At 72.9% G+C, this 18,792-nt stretch carries 15 protein-coding genes; 9 read left to right on the top strand and 6 right to left on the bottom strand.

Annotation, left to right across the window (positions count from 1 at the left end):
• Nucleotides 1–20: 20 nt before the first annotated feature.
• Nucleotides 21–899: a carbohydrate kinase family protein gene (locus FHU40_RS08935; protein ID WP_183591852.1), complete on the top strand. Its 879-nt coding sequence runs from the start codon at nt 21–23 to the stop codon at nt 897–899.
• Here FHU40_RS08935 and FHU40_RS08930 read toward each other — a convergent pair.
• Nucleotides 896–2,557 carry an NAD(P)/FAD-dependent oxidoreductase gene (locus tag FHU40_RS08930; RefSeq protein WP_343057793.1) on the bottom strand — a complete coding sequence of 554 codons (1,662 nt, stop codon included), beginning with the start codon at nt 2,555–2,557 and terminating at the stop codon, nt 896–898. The two genes, FHU40_RS08935 and FHU40_RS08930, sit on opposite strands and share 4 nt — an antisense overlap.
• Nucleotides 2,558–2,595: 38 nt before the next feature.
• On the opposite strand from FHU40_RS08930, the gene truA reads away from it, so the two are divergent.
• Complete coding sequence (truA, locus tag FHU40_RS08925; RefSeq protein ID WP_183591851.1) at nt 2,596–3,402, top strand: tRNA pseudouridine(38-40) synthase TruA; 807 nt, start codon at nt 2,596–2,598, stop codon at nt 3,400–3,402.
• The gene (locus tag FHU40_RS08920) at nt 3,399–3,995 is read left to right on the top strand and encodes a class I SAM-dependent methyltransferase (protein WP_183591850.1); all 597 of its coding nucleotides are present in this window, start codon (nt 3,399–3,401) and stop codon (nt 3,993–3,995) included. Before truA ends, FHU40_RS08920 begins: the two co-directional genes overlap by 4 nt.
• Here FHU40_RS08920 and FHU40_RS08915 read toward each other — a convergent pair.
• A complete protein-coding gene (locus tag FHU40_RS08915) occupies nt 3,992–4,786 on the bottom strand; it encodes an SDR family oxidoreductase (protein ID WP_183591849.1) in 795 nt (264 codons plus the stop codon). The two genes, FHU40_RS08920 and FHU40_RS08915, sit on opposite strands and share 4 nt — an antisense overlap.
• Nucleotides 4,787–4,865: 79 nt before the next feature.
• On the opposite strand from FHU40_RS08915, the gene FHU40_RS08910 reads away from it, so the two are divergent.
• The 4 genes from FHU40_RS08910 to mgrA all read left to right on the top strand — a co-directional run bounded on the left by FHU40_RS08910 (nt 4,866) and on the right by mgrA (nt 10,930).
• Nucleotides 4,866–5,480: a TetR/AcrR family transcriptional regulator gene (locus FHU40_RS08910; RefSeq protein ID WP_183591848.1), complete on the top strand. Its 615-nt coding sequence runs from the start codon at nt 4,866–4,868 to the stop codon at nt 5,478–5,480.
• Between the two features lie 77 nt (nt 5,481–5,557).
• Nucleotides 5,558–7,615 carry an acyltransferase family protein gene (locus tag FHU40_RS08905; RefSeq protein ID WP_183591847.1) on the top strand — a complete coding sequence of 686 codons (2,058 nt, stop codon included), beginning with the start codon at nt 5,558–5,560 and terminating at the stop codon, nt 7,613–7,615.
• A gap of 82 nt (nt 7,616–7,697) precedes the next feature.
• Nucleotides 7,698–9,749 carry an acyltransferase family protein gene (locus FHU40_RS08900; RefSeq protein ID WP_183591846.1) on the top strand — a complete coding sequence of 684 codons (2,052 nt, stop codon included), beginning with the start codon at nt 7,698–7,700 and terminating at the stop codon, nt 9,747–9,749.
• Between the two features lie 137 nt (nt 9,750–9,886).
• Complete coding sequence (gene mgrA / locus FHU40_RS08895; RefSeq protein WP_183591845.1) at nt 9,887–10,930, top strand: L-glyceraldehyde 3-phosphate reductase; 1,044 nt, start codon at nt 9,887–9,889, stop codon at nt 10,928–10,930.
• Between the two features lie 18 nt (nt 10,931–10,948).
• On the opposite strand, the gene FHU40_RS08890 is transcribed toward mgrA, so the two are convergent.
• Nucleotides 10,949–12,868: an FG-GAP-like repeat-containing protein gene (locus FHU40_RS08890; RefSeq protein ID WP_183591844.1), complete on the bottom strand. Its 1,920-nt coding sequence runs from the start codon at nt 12,866–12,868 to the stop codon at nt 10,949–10,951.
• A gap of 93 nt (nt 12,869–12,961) precedes the next feature.
• Nucleotides 12,962–13,951: a phosphatase PAP2 family protein gene (locus tag FHU40_RS08885; protein ID WP_183591843.1), complete on the bottom strand. Its 990-nt coding sequence runs from the start codon at nt 13,949–13,951 to the stop codon at nt 12,962–12,964.
• A gap of 91 nt (nt 13,952–14,042) precedes the next feature.
• Here FHU40_RS08885 and FHU40_RS08880 point away from each other — a divergent pair, with 91 nt between their 5' ends.
• Nucleotides 14,043–15,728 carry an ATP-binding cassette domain-containing protein gene (locus FHU40_RS08880; protein ID WP_183591842.1) on the top strand — a complete coding sequence of 562 codons (1,686 nt, stop codon included), beginning with the start codon at nt 14,043–14,045 and terminating at the stop codon, nt 15,726–15,728.
• A gap of 5 nt (nt 15,729–15,733) precedes the next feature.
• On the top strand, nt 15,734–16,747 hold the full coding sequence (locus tag FHU40_RS08875; protein ID WP_343057816.1) for a GNAT family N-acetyltransferase: 1,014 nt from the start codon (nt 15,734–15,736) through the stop codon (nt 16,745–16,747).
• 100 nt (nt 16,748–16,847) lie between these two features.
• Here FHU40_RS08875 and FHU40_RS08870 read toward each other — a convergent pair whose 3' ends face one another.
• Entirely contained in the window at nt 16,848–18,179 is a 1,332-nt protein-coding gene (locus FHU40_RS08870; RefSeq protein WP_183591840.1) for a S1C family serine protease, read from the bottom strand.
• A 75-nt stretch (nt 18,180–18,254) separates the two neighbouring features.
• A complete protein-coding gene (locus tag FHU40_RS28890) occupies nt 18,255–18,785 on the bottom strand; it encodes a MarR family winged helix-turn-helix transcriptional regulator (protein WP_183591839.1) in 531 nt (176 codons plus the stop codon).
• Nucleotides 18,786–18,792 lie beyond the last annotated feature (7 nt).

Genomic DNA, 18,792 nt, shown 5'->3' with positions numbered 1-18,792 from the left:
CCGCATGGTAGAGACGTCCCATGTGCAGGGACGCCCTCGTGATCGGTGAAGCGCTCGTCGACATCGTGCACGCCGCCGACGGCACGACCGTCGAGCACGCCGGGGGCAGCGCGGCGAACGTCGCGGTGGCGCTGGCCCGCCTGGGCCGGCCGGTCCGGTTCGCGACCGCCTGGTCCGACGATGCTCGGGGCCGGATGCTGGCCGAGCACCTGGCCCGGGCCGGCGTGGAGCTGGCCACCGACCCGGTCGTCCTGGAGCGCACGGCCACCGCGTCGGCGACCATCGGCGCGGACGGGGCCGCGTCGTACGACTTCGACCTGGAGTGGCGGCTCGGCCCGGTCGAACCGGGGCAACCCGTCGCGGTGCACGTGTGCTCGATCGGGGTCGTGCTCGAGCCCGGCGCCGGCCAGGTGCTCGAGCTGCTCGGCGGCCTGCGCGGCACCACGACGATCAGCTACGACGTCAACGCGCGACCCGCCATCACCGGCACCGGTCCCGACGTGGTGGCGCAGGTCGAGCGGATGGCGGCGGCCGCCGACCTGGTGAAGGCCTCCGACGAGGATCTCGCGACGCTCTACCCGGCCCTCGACGTCGACGCCGCCGCGCGCCACCTCCTCGCCCTCGGCCCGACCGCGGTCGTGGTGACCCGGGGCGGCGAGGGCGCGACCTGGGTCGACGCGACGCGGGCCGTCGAGGTCGCGTCGCTGCCGGTCGAGGTCGCCGACACGATCGGGGCGGGCGACACGTTCGGTGCCGCGGTGGTCGACGCCCTGTGGGGTCGTCCGCTCGACGGCCTGTCCACCTCGGAGGTCGAGGAGGTGCTCGCGCACGCCGCCCGCGCGGCGGCGGTCACGGTCTCGCGACCCGGCGCGGACCCGCCGTACCGCTCGGAGCTCTAGGGCGCCGGCGCCAGGAACGCGTGGACCAGCGGCACGACGGAGGCGCCCTCGCCGCTGGCGGACGCGACCCGCTTCATCGAGCCCGAGCGGACGTCGCCCGCGGCGAAGATGCCGGGGACGGTGGTGGCGAGGTTCTCCGGCGGCAGGTCGTCGACCCATCGGTCGCGGGGCACGTCGCGCCCGGTGAGCACGAAGCCGTGGTCGTCGCGGGCGATCTGCTGCGGGATCCAGTCGCAGTGCGGCTCCGCACCGAGCAGCAGGAAGAGGCCGTACGTCGGCACCCGCTCCCGCTCGCCGGTGCGTACGTCCTCCAGGCCCAGCCACTCCAGGCGGCCGTCGCCGCCGCCGTCGACGACCCGGCTGCAGGTGCGCACCGTGATCCGCGGGTTGTACCGGATCTCCCCGATCAGGTACGACGACATCGTCTCGGCCAGGTCCGGCCGGCGTACCAGGATCGTCACGGAGCGGGCGAACCGGGCGAGGTGCACCGCGGCCTGGCCGGCGGAGTTGCCGCCGCCCACGACGTACACGTCCTGGCCCTCCATCTCCCGCGCGGCCGTCATCGCCGCGCCGTAGTAGACGCCGGAGCCGACCAGCTCCTCGACCGGGTCGACCCGCAGCTTGCGGTAGGCCACCCCGCTGGAGATCACCACCGCGCGGGCCCGCACCTCGCCGCTGTCGGTGCACAGCACGTGGGGGTCGCCGTCGAGGCCCGGGCGCAGCTCGTCGACCACCTGCCCGGTGTAGAACCGGGCCCCGAAGCGGAGCGCCTGGTTGCGGGCCCGCTGGGCCAGGCGCATGCCGGAGATGCCGCGCGGGAAGCCCAGGTAGTTGCGGATCATGGAGCTGGTGCCGGCCTGGCCGCCGATCGCCTCGGCCTCCAGGATCACCGTCGACAGGCCCTCCGACGCGGCGTACACGGCGGCGGCCAGGCCGGCCGGGCCACCGCCGACCACCGCGACGTCGACGACGTGGTCGAGGTCGATCTCGGTGGGCGTGCCGTAGATGTTGATCGCGACGTCGCGGACGCTCGTCGCGTGGATGACCTGGCGGTTGACCGAGCAGACCAGCGGGTACGCCGGCTCGCCGTCCCACTGCGCGAGCACGTAGCGGCCGGCGTCGCTGTCGGGCGGCCAGACCCGGCTCGGCATGCCCATCCGGTCGAGGAAGTCGCGGATCGCCAGGGTCAGCCCGTCGCGGACCGGGGAGATGATCTTGACCGCCACGACCTCCGGGTCGGGCACCGTCGAGCCCCAGTCGGAGAGCAGGTCGGTGATCGCGTGGTGGAACTCCTCGTCGCGGGTGCCGCGCGGCATCAGCAGGAACGCGTCGTACTTGCCCTTGGCCATGCCGGCGCGCAGGCCGGGCGCGTCCCGGACGAAGCGGTCCCAGTGGGCGGCGATGACCCGGCGCGCGGTCGGCACCTTCTCGCGGAGCTTGTGGAAGCAGTGCAGCACGTCGGCGTCGGGCAGCACCGACTCGCTCGCGAACATCGCGACCGTGCCGCCCTCGGCGAGCACGTCGTGGGTGACCAGGAGCGCCTCGCGGCACGACCGCGCGACGCGGACGTCGTACTCCGCGACGTAGCGTGCGAAGCCGGCGCGCATCTCGTCGGGGTGGTCCTCCGAGATGAGCACGATGGCGGGGACGGCGCTCACGACAACGAGCGTAGGCCCGGCTCATAGGATTGTCTGTCGTGCGCCTCCGCCTCGACCTCGCCTACGACGGCACCGACTTCCACGGCTGGGCCGCCCAGCCGCGACTGCGGACCGTGCAAGGCGAGCTGACCGCCGCGCTGGCGACCGCGCTGCGGCTGCCGGCGGTCGACGTGGTCTGCGCCGGCCGCACCGACGCCGGCGTGCACGCCCGGGGGCAGGTCGTGCACCTGGACGTCGCGGAGCCGCCGGAGCTCGGGTCCCTGGTGCGGCGGCTGAACGGCATCCTGCCCGCCGACGTGCGGGTGCGTCGCGCGGCCGAGGCCGCGCCGGCGTTCGACGCCCGCTTCGGCGCGCTGTGGCGGCGCTACGCCTACCGGATCGCCGACACCCCGGCCGCCGTCGACCCGCTCACCCGGTCGCACGTGCTGGCCTGGCCGCGACCGCTCGACGAGGCCGCGATGAACGCCGCGTCGCTGCTGCTCGTCGGGCGGCACGACTTCGCCTCGTTCTGCAAGCAGCGCGAGGGCGCGACGACGATCCGGACCCTGGAGGAGCTGTCGTGGCGGCGTGACGACGGCGTCCTGGTCGGCACCGTGCGCGCGGACGCCTTCTGCCACAGCATGGTCCGGTCGCTGGTCGGCTGCCTGATCGCGATCGGCGAGGGACGCCGGCCCGTCGACTGGGCCGACGAGATCCTGCGCGCGGCGGTGCGCAGCTCGTCGGTCGCGGTCGTGCACGCCCACGGCCTCACGCTCGAGGAGGTCGGCTACCCGCCCGACGACGAGCTCGAGTCGCGGGTGCACCAGACGATGGCCCGCCGCCGCCCCGAGGAGATCGACGGATGACCGACCACTACTTCAGCGCCGACCCCTCGGTGCCGTTCGAGCGCGAGACCTTCACCTGCTCGGTCTGGGGCCACGAGCTCACGCTGGTGAGCGGCTCCGGCGTCTTCAGCCGCGGCCACCTCGACCACGCGACCGGGGTGCTCTTCCGCGAGACCGAGCCGCCGGTGCAGGGCCGGTTCCTCGACCTGGGCTGCGGGTACGGCGTGATCGGGCTGGCGATCGCCGCCGCCGTACCGCTCGCCTCGGTCACGGCGATCGACGTCAACGACCGCGCGATCGCGCTCGCCAACGAGAACGCCCGGGCGATGGGCGTCGCCGGCCGCTTCGTCGCGTGCCGCCCCGAGCAGGTGCCGACGGGGGACGAGTACGACGAGATCTGGTCGAACCCGCCGATCCGGATCGGCAAGGAGGCCCTGCACGACCTGCTGCTCACCTGGCTGCCTCGCCTGGCGCCGGGTGGCCGTGCGGTGATGGTGGTCGGCAAGAACCTCGGCGCCGACTCGCTGCAGCGCTGGCTCGGCGACCAGGGCTGGCCGACCGCCCGGCTCGCCAGCGCCAAGGGGTTCCGGATCCTGGAGACGCGGCGGGCCTAGCTCGTGGCTTGGTCGACCTTCTGCTGCAGCCGGCGCATCCCGGCCAGCCAGCGGTCGGTGTCGGTCGCCCGCGCGGCGTAGTAGGCCGCCACCTCGGGGTGGGGGAGCACCAGGAACCGGCCCTCCCCGATGGCGGCCACGGCGGCGTCGGCGACCTGCTCGGGCTCGAGCGCGCTGTCGCGCGAGAGCAGGTCCTGGAGCGGGCCGGCGTCCTCGAGCATCTGGGTCCTCACGCCCTGCGGGCAGATCGCGTGCACGTCGACGCCGCGGGCACCGTAGGTGACCGAGAGCCACTCGGCGAAGCCGACCGCGGCGTGCTTGGTCACGGCGTACGGCGCGCTGCCGATCATCGTCAGCAGCCCGGCGGCCGACGCAGTGACCACGAAGCGGCCGCCCCGCCCGTCCCCGAGCCAGCGCGGCACGAGCTCGCGGGCGGCGCGGACGTGGGCCAGCACGTTCACGTCGACGATCTTGTCCCACGCGTCGTCCGGCGTCTGGAGGCTGTCGGGCCCGACCGCTCCGTCGATGCCGGCGTTGGCGAAGAAGACGTCGATCCGGCCGAGCGCGTCGGTGGCGCCGTCGACCAGCGCGCGCACGCCCTCGGCCGTGGCGACGTCGCCGGGCAGGGCGGTGCCGCCGACCTCGCCGGCGACCGCGCGCGCGGTGTCGGCGTCCAGGTCGTTGACCACGACCCGCGCCCCCTCGGCGGCCATCCGCACGGCGAGCGCGCGGCCGATGCCGCGCCCGGCCCCGGTCACGACGACCCCGCGGCCCTCGATCAGCGGGTGCATCCCGGTCCTCCCGTCACGCCGCCTCCACCCGGTCGGGTCCTGCTTGTCCTTGACTAAGCGCTTGCTTACCATCTCCTCCATGAGCGCGTCCACCCCCATCCCGGCGCCGGACGGTGACGCCCGCACCCGGCTGGCCCGGGCGGCGCTCGACGCGTTCGCGGCGCGCGGCTTCCACGGCACGACGACCCGCGACATCTCGACGGCGGCGGGCATGAGTCCGGCGGCGCTCTACGTGCACCACCGCTCCAAGGAGGAGCTGCTCTTCGGGCTCTCCCGCGACGGGCACGAGCGGGTGCTGGAGCTGGTGCGCGCCTCGGTCGCGCGCTCCGTCGACCCGGTGCGGCAGCTGGGCGATCTGGTCGAGGACTTCGTGCGCGACCACGCCGTCGCGCACACCGGCGCCCGGGTCGTCAACTACGAGCTGGCGGCGCTCAGCGAGGAGCATCGCGCCCAGATCCTCGAGATCCGGCACCAGATCGACCTGGTGGTCCGCGAGGTCATCGACCGCGGCGTCGCCAGCGGCGCCTTCGCGACGCCCGACCCGCGGATGACCGCCTCGGCCGTGCTCTCCCTCGGCATCGACGTCGCCCGGTGGTACCGCGACGAGGGCCGGTGGTCCCCCGAGGAGGTGGCGGCGCACTACCGGCTGTTGGCCTTGCGGATGGCGGGGGCGAACGCGCCCGGACCGGCCTGAGCCGAGGCCGCCCGGGCCCGTCTGGTGCGGTTGGGTCGGCTGGGGTTTCTGGGACGGCTGGCTACGGTGGGGCAGCGATGACCTGGAGATACCGCCCCGAGCTCGACGGCCTTCGCTTCCTGGCCGTCTACACGATCATCCTCTACCACGCCCAGTCCGGCTGGGTCCCGGGCGGCTTCGTGTCGCTGGACCTGTTCTTCGTGCTGTCGGGCTTCCTCGTGCTGAACGTCGTGCTCGCCGAGATCGACGAACGCGGACGGCTGAGCCTGCTCGGCTTCTACGCGCGCCGGGTCCGGCGGCTGCTGCCCGCGGCCGTGCTCGCGATCGTGCTGATCAGCCTGGTCTTCGTGCTGACCGCATCGCTGCCCGAGCGGCTGCCGCTGGTGCGCGACGCCCAGTCCGCGCTCCTCTACGTCGCGAACTGGCACTTCATCGCGGCCGCCAACGACTACTTCGCGACCGGCACCGACAAGAGCCCCTTCCTGCACTTCTGGTCGCTCTCGCTCGAGGAGCAGTTCTACTTCGTGTTCCCGCTGCTGGTCGTGCTCATGGTGCGGCTGGGCTGGCAGCACCGGAAGCGCTTCCTCGCCGTGCTGGTCGCGCTGATGCTGGCGTCGCTCGCGGCGCAGATCGCCTTCGCGCGGGTCGACGTCAACCGGGCCTACTACGGCACCGACACGCGCCTCTACCAGCTGCTCGCCGGCGCGGTCCTGGCCCTGGCCGTGCGCCACTACTGGCGCCCGCCGCCCGCCGGCTCGGAGAGCGGGCCCGGGTCGTCGCGACGCTGGAGCCTGCTCGGGCTGGCCGGCATCGGCTCGCTGCTCGTGCTCGTCATCGGCGTTCCCGACGTGTCGGTCTCGACCCGCGGCATCCTGGCCACGGTCGCCTCGGTGGCCGCGATCCTCGGGCTGTACGCCGCGCCGCTCTCGTGGCCGGCGCGGCTGCTGGGCGGGCAGGTGCCGGCGTACCTCGGCCAGATCTCCTACGGCACCTACCTCTACCACTGGCCGGTCATCCTGGTGCTCCGCCAGTTCCTCGACGTCCGCCCGTCCGTGCTCGCCCTGCTCACCGCCGGCATCGCGAGCGGCCTCGCGGCGCTGTCGTTCCAGGTGTTCGAGTCGCCGATCCGGCGATCGAGATGGCTCTCGCCCCGCCGCCGGACCACGGTGGTCAGCGGTCTCGCCGTCTCGGTGGCGATCGCCGTGGTGGTCGTGCCTCCGGTGCTCCGCAGCGAGCGGACCCCCGCGGTGCAGGCCGTCGGCGGCCCGCTCGCCGTCGACTCGTCCCCGGAGCTGCGGTCCGCGCTGGAGCGACGGGTGCCGGACCTCGACTACGAGAAGGTGGCGGCGGACCGCGGCCCGGCCGACACCTGGTGCACGCCCGACGACCTGGACGGGTGCCTGCTGGTCCCGGGCGAGGGCCGGCACGTGGTGCTGGTGGGCGACAGCCAGGCGCGGATGCTCGCCCCGGCGTTCCGGCGGCTCGCCGAGAAGCGCGGCTTCCGGCTCTCCATCGACATCGTGTCGTCGTGTCCGTGGCAGGACGGCCTCTACAACGCGTGGGCCTCGGACCAGAACCAGGAGCAGTGCCACGAGGCCCGCGACGACTTCTATCGCGAGACGCTGCCCCAGATGGAGCCCGACCTGGTCGTCGTGGCGTCGCTCGCGCGCAGTGCCGACCGCTGGCAGGGCCATGTCGTCGACCGCGACGGCGAGGCCGGCGACCTGCACCAGATGCAGCTGGAGGCGACCGAGCGCACCGCCGACCTGGTGCGCGACGCCGGTGCACCCCTGGTGATGGTGCACAGCATCATCGGCGCGGGCGGCTACGACGGCGAGGGCCGGCACCCGCTCGACTGCCTGGCCCGCGCGACGACGCTCGGCGACTGCGTGGTGCCGCACCCGGTCGAGCGGCCGACGGTGGACAGCTTCTACGACACGGTCGCCGCGCCGCGCGCCGACGTCGCGACGATCGATCTCAACCCGGTCGTCTGCCCGGATGCGCCGAGCTGCCTGCCGATGCTCGGCGGCGCCGTGGTCTGGCGCGACCAGAACCACCTCACGGGCACGCTGACGACCCGCGTCCGAGGCCAGATCTGGCGAGCGATCGAGGACACCGGGCTGCTCGAGGAGTAGGCCCCGGCCCGGTGTGACGTCGGTTGCGTCGGCCCGCGCGAAGTCGTGACCGTGAGCAGCCGGCGGCTACTGTGGCGCAGCGATGACCTGGAGATACCGCCCCGAGATCGACGGCCTGCGCACGGTCGCGGTGTACCTCGTCCTCCTCTACCACTCCGGCGCGGGCTGGGCGGCCGGCGGCTTCATCGGCGTCGACCTCTTCTTCGTGCTCTCGGGCTTCCTCGTGCTGAACGTGATGCTGGCCGAGGTCGACGAGCACGGCCGGTTGAGCCTCGGCGGCTTCTATGCCCGCCGGATCCGCCGGCTGCTGCCTGCCGCGGTGCTGGTGATCGTGGTGACCAGCCTGGTCTTCGTGCTGACGGCGTCGCTGCCCGAGCGGCTGCCGCTGGTGCGCGACGCGCAGTCCGCGCTCCTCTACGTGTCGAACTGGCACTTCATCTCCGCCGCCAGCGACTACTTCGCGACCGACACCGACAAGAGTCCCTTCCTGCACTTCTGGTCGCTGTCGATCGAGGAGCAGTTCTACTTCGTGTTCCCGCTGCTGGTCGCGCTGATGGTCAAGCTCGGCAAGCACCGCGGCCGGCTCTTCCTCGCGGTGCTGCTCACCCTCGGTGCGGCGTCCCTGGTGGCCCAGATCGCCTACGCCCAGGTCGACGTCAACCGGGCCTACTACGGCACCGACACCCGCCTGTACCAGCTGCTCGCGGGCGCGGCGCTGGCCGTCGCGTTCCGCGAGTTCGGCCGCGCCGGGCCGGGCTCCGACGACCGGCGCTGGTCGCCCGCGCTCGGCACCGTCGTCGGCGGACTCGGCGTGGCGGGGCTGCTGCTCCTCTCCAGCGGCCTCCTCGACCTGTCGATCTCCGCACGCGGCATCGCCGCCGCCGCGGCGTCGGTCGCCGCGATCGCCGGTGTGTACGCCGTTCCGGGCTCGCCGCTCGCGCGGCTGTTGGGCCGACCGACCCCGGCGTACCTCGGCAAGATCTCCTACGGCACCTACCTGTGGCACTGGCCCGTGATCCTGGTGCTCGGCCAGCTCTTCGACGTCGACGCCTGGGTGCTCGCGCTCCTGGCCGGTGCCATCGCGACCGGACTGGCCGCGCTCTCGTTCCAGGTCTACGAGGCGCCGATCCGGCGGTCGCCGCGGTTGGCCCCGCGCCGTTGGGCCAGCGTGGTCGGCGGCCTGGCGCTGTCGGTGCTGGTCGCGCTGGTCGTCGTCCCGCCGGTGCTCGAGAGCGACCGCGCGCCCGCCGTGCAGGCCGGCGCGCAGGCCGGCACGGCGGTGCCGGCCTCGGTCTCGGCCGAGCTGGAGGAGCCGGTGCCCGACATCGACTTCCGAGCCGTATCCGACGACCGCGGTCCCGACGACCAGTGGTGCACCCCCGACGCCGTCGAGGACTGCCTGATGACCCCCGGCGACGGACGGACCGTGGTGCTCGTCGGCGACAGCCAGGCGCGGATGCTCGCCCCGGCCTTCGAGCGGATGGCCGAGGAGCACGGCTTCCGGCTGTACGTCGACATCGTGTCGTCGTGTCCGTGGCAGGACGGCCTCTACAACGCGTGGGCCTCGGCGCAGAACCAGGCCCAGTGCCACGAGGCCCGCGACGACTTCTATCGCGAGACGCTGCCGCGACTGGCGCCCGACCTGGTCGTCGTGGCGTCGCTCGCGCGCAGTGCCGACCGCTGGCAGGGCCACGTGGTCGACCGCGACGGCGAGGCCGGCGACCTGCACCAGATGCAGCTGGAGGCGACCGAGCGCACCGCCGACCTGGTGCGCGACGCCGGTGCACCCCTGGTGATGGTGCACAGCATCATGGGCACCGGTGGCTTCGACAGCGAAGGTCCCGACCCGCTCGACTGCCTGGCCCGCGCGTCGACGCTCGGCGACTGTGTGGTCGTGCCCCCGCTGGAGCGACCGACCGTCGACAGCTTCTACGACACGGTCGCCACCAGCCGCGACGACGCCGCGGCCATCGACGTGAACCCGATCGTGTGCCCCGACGCTCCGGTCTGCCTGCCCGTGCTCGACGACGTGGTCGTCTGGCGCAACGTCGACCACCTCACCGGCGACATCGGCGTCGCACGGAGCGAGGAGATCTGGGCCGCGATCGAGGACACCGGGCTCCTGTCGGACTGAGCCCCCGCCGCCGCGTCGTACCTGACCAGAGTGCTGTGGATCCGCAGATTTCACGACACTCAGGTCAGGTACGACGGTGACTCGCGCGGGTCGCACCTCGATCACCGGGCGAGCGGTGGGCTGGCAGGATCGGGGCCATGAGCTACCAGGCCGCCGACAACCGCTACGAGACCGATGCGACCGGGATGGAGTACCGCTACACGGGGCGGAGCGGACTCCGGCTCCCGGCGATCTCACTCGGGCTGTGGCAGAACTTCGGGACCGACCGGCCGGAGGAGACCCAGCGGGCGATCGTGCGCCGGGCGTTCGACCGCGGGGTGACGCACTTCGACCTCGCGAACAACTACGGACCGCCGTACGGCCGCGCTGAGGAGAACTTCGGTCGCTACCTCGCAGACGACCTCAGGCCCTACCGCGACGAGCTGGTGATCTCGACGAAGGCGGGCTACGACATGTGGCCGGGTCCGTACGGCCAGGGCGGCGGCTCCCGCAAGTACCTGCTCGCCTCGCTCGACCAGTCGCTGAGCCGGATGGGCCTCGACTACGTCGACATCTTCTACAGCCACCGCTTCGACCCCGAGACGCCGTTGGAGGAGACGATCGGTGCCCTCGACCACGCCGTGCGGCAGGGCAAGGCGCTGTACGTCGGCATCTCGTCGTACTCGGCCGCCCAGACCCGCGAGGCCGCGTCGATCGCGCGCGAGCTCGGGACGCCGCTGCTGATCCACCAGCCGTCGTACTCCATGCTCAACCGCTGGATCGAGCGCGACCTGCTCGACGAGCTCGAGGCGCAGGGGATGGGGTGCATCGTGTTCACCGCGCTCGCCCAGGGCCTGCTCACCGACCGGTACCTCGACGGCGTGCCCGCCGACTCGCGCGCCGCCCGCGACGGGTCCTCGATCGGCGAGACCCACCTCGACGAGTCGACGCTGCAGCACGTGCGCCGGCTCAACGAGATCGCGCAGGCGCGTGGCCAGAAGCTCGCCCAGCTCGCCCTCCAGTGGGCGCTGCGCGACGCCCGGGTCACCTCGGCGGTGATCGGGGCGAGCTCCGTCGCGCAGCTCGACACCAACCTCGACGCGCTCTCCGGCCCGCCGCTGACCGAGGAGGAGCTGCGGCTGATCGACGAGGACGCCGTCGAGGCGGGGATCAACCTGTGGGTCACCGAGTCCGACGAGTGAGCCGGCCGGGCACCGACCTCAGCGGACGGTGACGCGGGCCGTGCCCCTGGCCCGGGTGTCCCGCAGCGTGCTGGTCACCGTGGTCCCGGCGTAGGTCACGACCAGCCGGCCCCGCTTCTTCGCGCGGAACGAGAGCCGGGCCTGCTGCACGCCCTTCTTCGCCGTGGGCCCGAGCCGGAGCTTGCCGATCTTGACGGTCCTGCCGCGGGCGGGGTCGAAGACGACGGTGACGGTACGCCGCGGCCCGCCGGGCGCCGCGGCGAGCCGGACCTTCCACGTGGCCCGCGTGCCGGCCGGCACGACGCGCCTGCCCGGGGTGACCCGCAGCGAGCTCGCGACAGTCCGGACGGTCGGGCCGGGCGCGGTGGGGACCGGGCTCGGCGGCGTGCTCGAGGCGGGCGGCGTCGTGGGCGGCGCCGTGGGTGGCGCCGTGGGTGGCGCCGTGGGTGTCGGCGCCGGGTCCCGGGTCCAGATCGCCAGCGTGCTCTGGTCGAAGGAGCTGAACACCAGCTCGTTGGTGCCGTTGCCGTTCAGGTCGACCACCACGGCGCCGCCGGCCTGCCCGAAGTGCTCGTCGGGCCCGGTCAGCCGATGGAGCGTGGTGTCGCCCTCGTCGTTCTCGACCCACCAGAGCCGGCGGTCGCCGTCGCCGGAGACCAGCAGGTCCACGTCGCGGTCGCCGTCGATGTCGCCGTACCCGAAGACGCCGGGGGCGCCCTGGCCGTAGCCGTAGCGCGCGGTGATCTGGTCGCTGAAGGTCTGGTAGGTGGCGTGGTACGGCGACGGGCACGCCGGCCCCGGGGTGGCGGGGTCGGACAGCGTGGTGAGGCCCCAGGTGCCGGTCGGGTCGGTGCCCGGGTCGAACTCGATGACCTGCTCGGGCACCGGCAGGATCGACCCGAACGTGCAGCGGTTGACGTGGTTGGTGCCGATCCACGACAGCGTGCCGGGGCCGCGGAAGTCCGGCACCGGGCGGATCTGGAAGCCCATGCCGACGCCGCGGCCGGCTGGGCTGTCGGCCAGGGTCGCGATGGTGTGGAGGGTGAAGTCGCTCTCGGTCAGCACGCCGTCGTCGTCCTGGTTCTCCAGCCACAGGAAGGTCGAGCCGGTCGCCGAGTTGAAGGTGCGGAAGTACTGCGAGGTGATGATGTCGAGGTCGTCGTCGCCGTCGACGTCGTGGACCACGGGCTGGCTGCCCCCGAGGTCGGTGGCGAGCACGACCGGGTCGTCGAAGGTCAGGTCCTCGTTGCCCTTGAAGAAGTGCGTCTCGACGGCGTCGTCGGTCAGCTCGCCGGCGATCCGACCCTCCTCGGCGACGCTGAGGATGTCCCTGACGCCGTCCCCGTCGAGGTCGACGTACTGCACGCCGTGGTACGACGCGGCCCGGCCCGACACGATGGTGTGCTCGGCGAAGGGGACGCCGGGTCCCCGGTTCTCCCACCAGGTGATGGCGCCGGTCGAGCCCAGCCAGGCCGGCGCCGCCGGATCGGTGCCGAAGAAGTAGCCGGACGGCACGATGATGTCGTTGTCGCCGTCCCCGTCGACGTCGTCGATGGTGGTGGCGTTGGGGAAGACGATGCCGGCGTCCGCGTCGAAGACCGTGACCTTGGTCCAGGTGTCGAGGCTCGCCCCGGGCCGGTAGATCTGGAGGGTCCCGCCGCCGACGGGGCGGCCGCCGCCGTCGAGGGCGCCGTAGCCGCTGGTCACGATGTCCTGTTCGCCGGCGTAGACCTGGCCGACCGAGGTGAAGCTGGCCCCGCTGACGGTGCTGTCGACGTCCACCCGTCGGAAGGCCGGAGGCCCGCCGGCGCTCTCCTCGGCGTTCGCCGGCAGGACGGCGACCACCGCCGGCACGGCCGCGACGCACGCGACGGAGAGGGCCGCCACGAGCGGGCGGCGACGGGGTCGGGGGTGCGGCCGGTGGTGGCTGTCGGTCACGGCGAGGTCCTTCGGCTCAGGGCGGGAGGGTGCTCACCGTGACACTTTCTCGAACAATATGAAATATATTCTACGAAGTTTCTCGGATCCCGGCTACTCGCCGTCGCTCGGGGCCGGCGCCTCCGCGGACCGCTGGCGACTGCTCTCCCAGAGCTGGCATCCGATCAGCACCGCGGCCGCGAGCAGCGCGCCCGCGACCACGTCGATGACGTAGTGCTCGGCGTAGTAGACGAGGGCCGTGCACATCGCGAGGGGGTAGAGCGCGAGCAGCCAGCGCCAGTGCGACCGCAGGCGCTGGATGCCGTAGCCGGCGATCAGGAAGGTGATGCCGGCGTGCAGCGACGGCATCGCCGCGACCGGGTTGCCGACGCCGTGCAGGATCAGGTCGACCCGGTCCAGGCCGATGTCGGACCAGCCGCGCCCGGTGATGCGGGTGACCTGGGCGCCGAGCCGGCCCTCCTCCGAGGCCATCCACGGCGGCGCCATCGGGTAGAGGATGTAGACGGCGAGGGCGCCGAAGTTGATCGCCAGGTAGCGCCGCATCCAGCGGACCCAGGCCGGGCGGTTGCGCACCCAGAGCACCGCCGCGATCGTCAGGCCGGTGACGAAGTGGGTCGCGTAGACCGTCGTGAAGAAGAGGTCGTACCAGCGCGGCTCGCTGTCGCGCAGGCACGGGTCCCCGCACCACGCCTCCTGGAGCCGCTGCGTCGGCGTCTGCCCGCCACCGAGCCACTCGTCGACGTGGATGGGCATCATCACGTGGACGGGCAGGCCGAGCTCGTCGGTCAGGCCGCGGCTGAAGAAGTAGATGACCAGTCCGACGACCGGCAGCCACCAGTCCTTGAGGAAGTTGAGGTGGTAGCGCGGGCGCGCCTCGATGTTCCACGCCACGGTGCCGAGCCACAGCCAGAGGAAGACCTGGACGGTGTCGTTGGGGATGCCCAGGGTCAGCGACCAGGTCGTCAGCGCCGCGGCGTACGCCGTCATCGCCAGGGCGCGGACCTTGCGTCGGGTGCGGGGGTGGGGGACCGGCCGGAGGGTGGTGGCGACGCGGGTCTCGTCGATCTCCACGCCCTGGCCCATGCGGGGATTCTAGAGAGCCCGACCGACGGCCATGCCGAGCACCGGCAAAACCAGGTGCCACGGTCGGGCGGATCACGGACAATCCTGGGTCGTGGGACACGTGGACGTGGCGGGCGTGAGGTACGAGCTGCCGGACGGGCGGGTGCTGCTCGACGACGTCTCCTTCCGGGTCGGCGAGGGCGCCAAGGTGGCGCTGGTCGGGGCGAACGGCGCGGGCAAGACGACGCTGTTGCGCATCATCACCGGCGAGCTCGCGCCGCACGCGGGCGTGGTGACCCGCTCCGGCGGCCTCGGCGTGATGCGGCAGATGGTCGGCGCCGGGCTCGGCGCCGATCCCACGGTCGCCGACCTGCTGCGCAGCGTCGCCCCGCCGCGGATCCGGGCGGCCGCCGAGGAGGTCGACGCCTGCGAGCGGGCGCTGATGGACGTCGACGACGAGAAGACCCAGATGCGCTACGCCGGCGCCCTCGCGGAGTACGCCGACGCGGGCGGCTACGACCTCGAGGTCACCTGGGACGTGTGCACGATGGCCGGGCTCGGCGTCCCCTACGAGCGGGCGAAGTACCGCGAGCTGAGCACGCTCTCCGGCGGTGAGCAGAAGCGCCTGGTGCTGGAGTACCTCCTCCGCGGTCCCGACGAGGTGCTGCTGCTCGACGAGCCGGACAACTACCTCGACGTGCCCGGCAAGATCTGGCTCGAGGGGCGGATCCGCGAGTCGGACAAGACGATCCTGATGATCAGCCACGACCGCGAGCTGCTGAACAACACGGCCACCCGCGTCGTGACCGTCGAGCTCGGCAGCGCGGGCAACCTGGTCTGGACGCACCCGGGCGGCTTCGCGTCGTACCACGAGGCCCGCCGCGCCCGGTTCGAGCGCTTCGAGGAGCTGCGCAAGCGCTGGGACGAGGAGCACGCCAAGCTGCGCGCGCAGATGCTGATGTACAAGCAGAAGGCGGCGTACAACGCCGACATGGCCAGCCGCTACCAGGCCGCGCAGACCCGGCTGCGCCGGTTCGAGGAGGCCGGTCCGCCGACCGAGCAGCCGCGCGAGCAGCAGGTGACGATGCGGCTCAAGGGCGGCCGCACCGGCAAGCGCGCGGTCGTCTGCGAGCGGCTCGAGCTGACCGGACTGATGCGGCCCTTCGACCTCGAGGTCTGGTACGGCGAGCGGGTGGCGGTGCTCGGGTCCAACGGGTCGGGCAAGTCCCACTTCCTCCGGTTGCTCGCCGCCGGCGGCACTCGGCCCGACAAGGAGCACGAGCCCGTCGGCGATGTCGAGATCACGCCCGTGCAGCACCGCGGCATGGCGCGGCTCGGCGCGCGGGTGCGGCCCGGCTGGTTCGTGCAGACCCACGAGCACCCCGAGCTGATCGGCCGGACGCTGCTGGAGATCCTGCACCGCGGCAACGAGCACCGGGACGGCATGGGCCGTGAGCAGGCCAGCCGGGTGCTGGACCGCTACGAGCTCGCGCATGCGGCGGACCAGCGTTTCGAGTCGCTCAGCGGCGGGCAGCAGGCGCGCTTCCAGATCCTGCTGCTTGAGCTGTCCGGGGCGACGCTGCTGCTCCTCGACGAGCCGACCGACAACCTCGACGTGCAGTCCGCGGAGGCGCTCGAGGACGGCCTGGAGGCGTTCGAGGGCACCGTGCTCGCGGTGACCCACGACCGGTGGTTCGCCCGCGGCTTCGACCGGTTCCTCGTGTACGGCGCCGACGGCGGCGTCTACGAGTCCGACGAGCCGGTGTGGGACGAGACCCGGGTGGAGCGCGCCCGGTGAGCCGGATGCGGATCGTCGAGGTCGACGCCGGTGATCCGGCCAGCTTCGACCCGTGGCACCGGGCGTACGCCGCCGCGGAGCTCGCGATCGGCCCCGACGTGGCCTCGCCGTGGCAGCTCGAGGAGGTGCGGGCGATGATGCTGCACCAGGGCAGCCGAGCCTGGACCGCGGGATGGAGCGGCCTCGTCGACGGCCGGGTCGTCTGCTCGGGCTGGCTGCGCACGCCGCTGCTCGACAACACCGATCGGGCCGAGCTGATGGTGCACACCGTGCCGGACGCGCGTCGGCGCGGGCATGCGACGGCGATGCTCGAGCACCTCGAGGCGGTGGCGCGGGAGCGCGGCCGCAGCACTCTCGGCGCAGAGGCGTCCTGGCCGTACGCCGTCGGTGCCGAGGGGGACGGCGAGCCGGGGCCGGCGTTCGCGTACGCCCGCGGCTACGACCTGGCCCTCGGGGACGTGAAGCGGCTCCTCCGGCTGCCCGTCGGCGAGGAGCTGCTCGATGGCCTGGCCGCGGCGGCCGCGCCACACCATGTCGGCTACGTCCTGCGCTCCTGGGTCGGTCCGGTCCCCGACGACCTGCTCGTGGGCTGGGCGCGCCTGGTGGCGTCCCTGGCGATCGAGGCGCCGACCGGCGAGCTGTCGGTCGAGGCGGAGTCCGCGGACCCGGCCGTCGTCCGCGAGGACGAGGCGCTGCTCGCGAAGCAGGGCCGCACGAAGTACAACACCGTCGCCGTCGCACCCGACGGCGACGTGGTCGCCTACACCGACGTCGTGACGACCGTCCACGAGCCGGGCCGCGCCTACCAGTGGGGCACGCTGGTCCGCCGCGATGCTCGCGGGCACCGGCTGGGCATCGCCGTGAAGGTCGCGAACCTGCGGCTGCTCCAGGCCCAGGCGCGGGACATCACGCTGCTCACGACGTACAACGCCGAGGTGAACCGGCAGATGATCGAGGTCAACGAGCGGCTCGGGTTCACGCCGGTGGCCCGACTGGGAGAGTTCCAGAAGCGGCTCTGAACCGACGAGAAGGGGCCCCACCGGCCGACGGGAGACGGACCTGCTGGCCGGTGGGGCCCTGCACCCTCCCGGGTCTCGGGCGCGGGAGGGAGTCGGGGGGTCAGGAGTCGGACGTGTTGGCGTCCGAGTCGAGCGTGAGCGTCGCGGTCTTCTGGTCGCCGTCGTGGGTGAAGGTGACCGTGACCTTGTCACCGGGTCGGTAGGACCGGATGGTGGCGACCAGGGAGTCGGCGCCGGTGATCAGGTGGTCGTCGACCTTCGTGATCACGTCGCCCTTGGCGATGCCCGCGTCGGCCGCGGTGGAGCCGTTGCTGACGGTCTGGACCTCGGCACCCTGCACGACCTCGGCGCCGTTCTGGTTCGCGACGTCGCTCACCGAGATGCCGAGCCGGGCATGGGTCGGGGTCTCGCCGTTGCGCATCTGGTCGACGATCGGGAGGACCTCGTCGATCGGGATCGCGAAGCCGAGACCGATCGAGCCGGACTCGCCACCGGAGCTGGCGGTGCGGATCGAGGAGTTGATGCCGACGACGTTGCCGTTCATGTCGACCAGCGCGCCGCCGCTGTTGCCGGGGTTGATCGCGGCGTCGGTCTGGATCGCGGGGTACGTCGTGCTGGTGCCCTCGCCGTCGCTGCCGACGTCGACCGGCCGGTTCAGCGCACTCACGATGCCGCTGGTGACCGTCGAGTCGAGGCCGAACGGCGAGCCGATCGCGACCACGCTCTCGCCGACCTTGAGGTCGCTGGACTTGCCGATGGTCGCGGGCGTGAGGCCCGAGACGCCCTCGGCCTTGATCACCGCGGTGTCGGTGAGCGGGTCGGTGCCGACGATGGTGGCCTTGGCCGACGAGCCGTCGTTGAAGAAGACGGTCATCGCGCCGCCGTTGCCCGCGATCGACGCCACGTGGTTGTTGGTGAGGATCTCGCCGTCGGAGCTGAGGATGATGCCCGATCCGGAGCCGGAGCCCTGGCTGCCGCTCACGTCGATCTTGACGACGGAGGGGAGGACCTTCGCGGCCACCTGCTCGACGGACCCGGAGGCGGCCGAGGTGTCGGGGGTGTCGACGACCTGGGAGGTGGTCGTGTGCTGGCCGCCGCCGGTCGAGCCGTTGCCGTCGTCGAGGGCACTCCACGCGGCCGCCCCGCCGAGGCCGGCGCCGGCGCCCACCACGAGCGCGGTCGCGACGACCGCGGCGGCCAGGCCGGCCCGTCGCGGGCGACGCTGGACCGGGAGCGTGGCCGTCTGCTGCGCGGCCGGGTCGGCGGCGTAGGAGTCGGCGGCGTACGGGTCCGCGGCGTACGGGTTGGTCGGCGGCGCCTCCGGGGGCGGTCCCTGCGGAACCGGGTACGAGAAGTACGGGTTCTGCTGCTGCGGGCCCTGGGGCTGGCCCTGCTGGCCCGGCTGCGGGGTGGTGGGCTGCTCGTCGGTCATGCGTCCACTGTGTGGGTCTCGCCTGTGACCAACCTGAGACGGCGCTGGGCGGCCTCGAAGAACTCCGGGGGTGGGTCAGCCGTTGTCGTCGGGTGGCTCGGTGGCCAGGGTCATCTTCTTCAGCAGCGCCGCCAGGATGCTGCGCTCGTCGGCGGTCAGGGCGTGCACGACCTCGTCCTCGGCGCGGCCGCGCAGGTTCATGGCGCGGCGCCAGATCGCCGCGCCGCTGCGGGTGATCTCGATCGAGACCCGGCGACGGTCGTCGGCGTCGGCACGGCGCTGGACCCAGCCGGCCCTCTCGAGCGCATCCAGCCGTCCGGTCATGCCGGCGTTGCTGATGCCCAGGTCCGCGGCCAGCGCCGACGGGCTGGCATGACCCGGGGTGTCGCGGATCATCAGCTGGTGCAGGGTGTCGTACTCGAAGTCCTGGAGGCCGACCTCGGCGAGCGCCTGCTGGCTGGTGATCTTGAAGTGCCGCTTCAGTCGCTCGATGCGCACCACGATCGCCTCGACGTCGTCCTCGAACGTCACGTCGATCCAGTGGTCCCGCCACCGGGCGACGTGGCGGTCGGCCCAGTCCTCGCGGTCCTGCCCCGTGTCGCTCACGGGGTAG

Origin of the sequence: Nocardioides soli, assembly GCF_014191495.1 — a bacterium.
In the GTDB taxonomy this organism is placed as follows: Bacteria; Actinomycetota; Actinomycetes; order Propionibacteriales; family Nocardioidaceae; genus Nocardioides; species Nocardioides soli.
The sequence above is the reverse complement of the archived record's forward strand: the minus strand, read 5'-3'. Positions and strand labels throughout refer to the sequence as shown.

Coding starts and splice junctions, on each gene's coding strand:
- FHU40_RS08935 (WP_183591852.1), top strand. CDS start 21: ATGTGCAGGGACGCCCTCGTGATCGGTGAAGCGCTCGTCGACATCGTG.
- FHU40_RS08920 (WP_183591850.1), top strand. CDS start 3,399: ATGACCGACCACTACTTCAGCGCCGACCCCTCGGTGCCGTTCGAGCGC.
- FHU40_RS08915 (WP_183591849.1), bottom strand. CDS start 4,786: ATGCACCCGCTGATCGAGGGCCGCGGGGTCGTCGTGACCGGGGCCGGG.
- FHU40_RS08910 (WP_183591848.1), top strand. CDS start 4,866: ATGAGCGCGTCCACCCCCATCCCGGCGCCGGACGGTGACGCCCGCACC.
- FHU40_RS08905 (WP_183591847.1), top strand. CDS start 5,558: ATGACCTGGAGATACCGCCCCGAGCTCGACGGCCTTCGCTTCCTGGCC.
- FHU40_RS08900 (WP_183591846.1), top strand. CDS start 7,698: ATGACCTGGAGATACCGCCCCGAGATCGACGGCCTGCGCACGGTCGCG.
- mgrA (WP_183591845.1), top strand. CDS start 9,887: ATGAGCTACCAGGCCGCCGACAACCGCTACGAGACCGATGCGACCGGG.
- FHU40_RS08885 (WP_183591843.1), bottom strand. CDS start 13,951: ATGGGCCAGGGCGTGGAGATCGACGAGACCCGCGTCGCCACCACCCTC.
- FHU40_RS08875 (WP_343057816.1), top strand. CDS start 15,734: ATGCGGATCGTCGAGGTCGACGCCGGTGATCCGGCCAGCTTCGACCCG.
- FHU40_RS08870 (WP_183591840.1), bottom strand. CDS start 18,179: ATGACCGACGAGCAGCCCACCACCCCGCAGCCGGGCCAGCAGGGCCAG.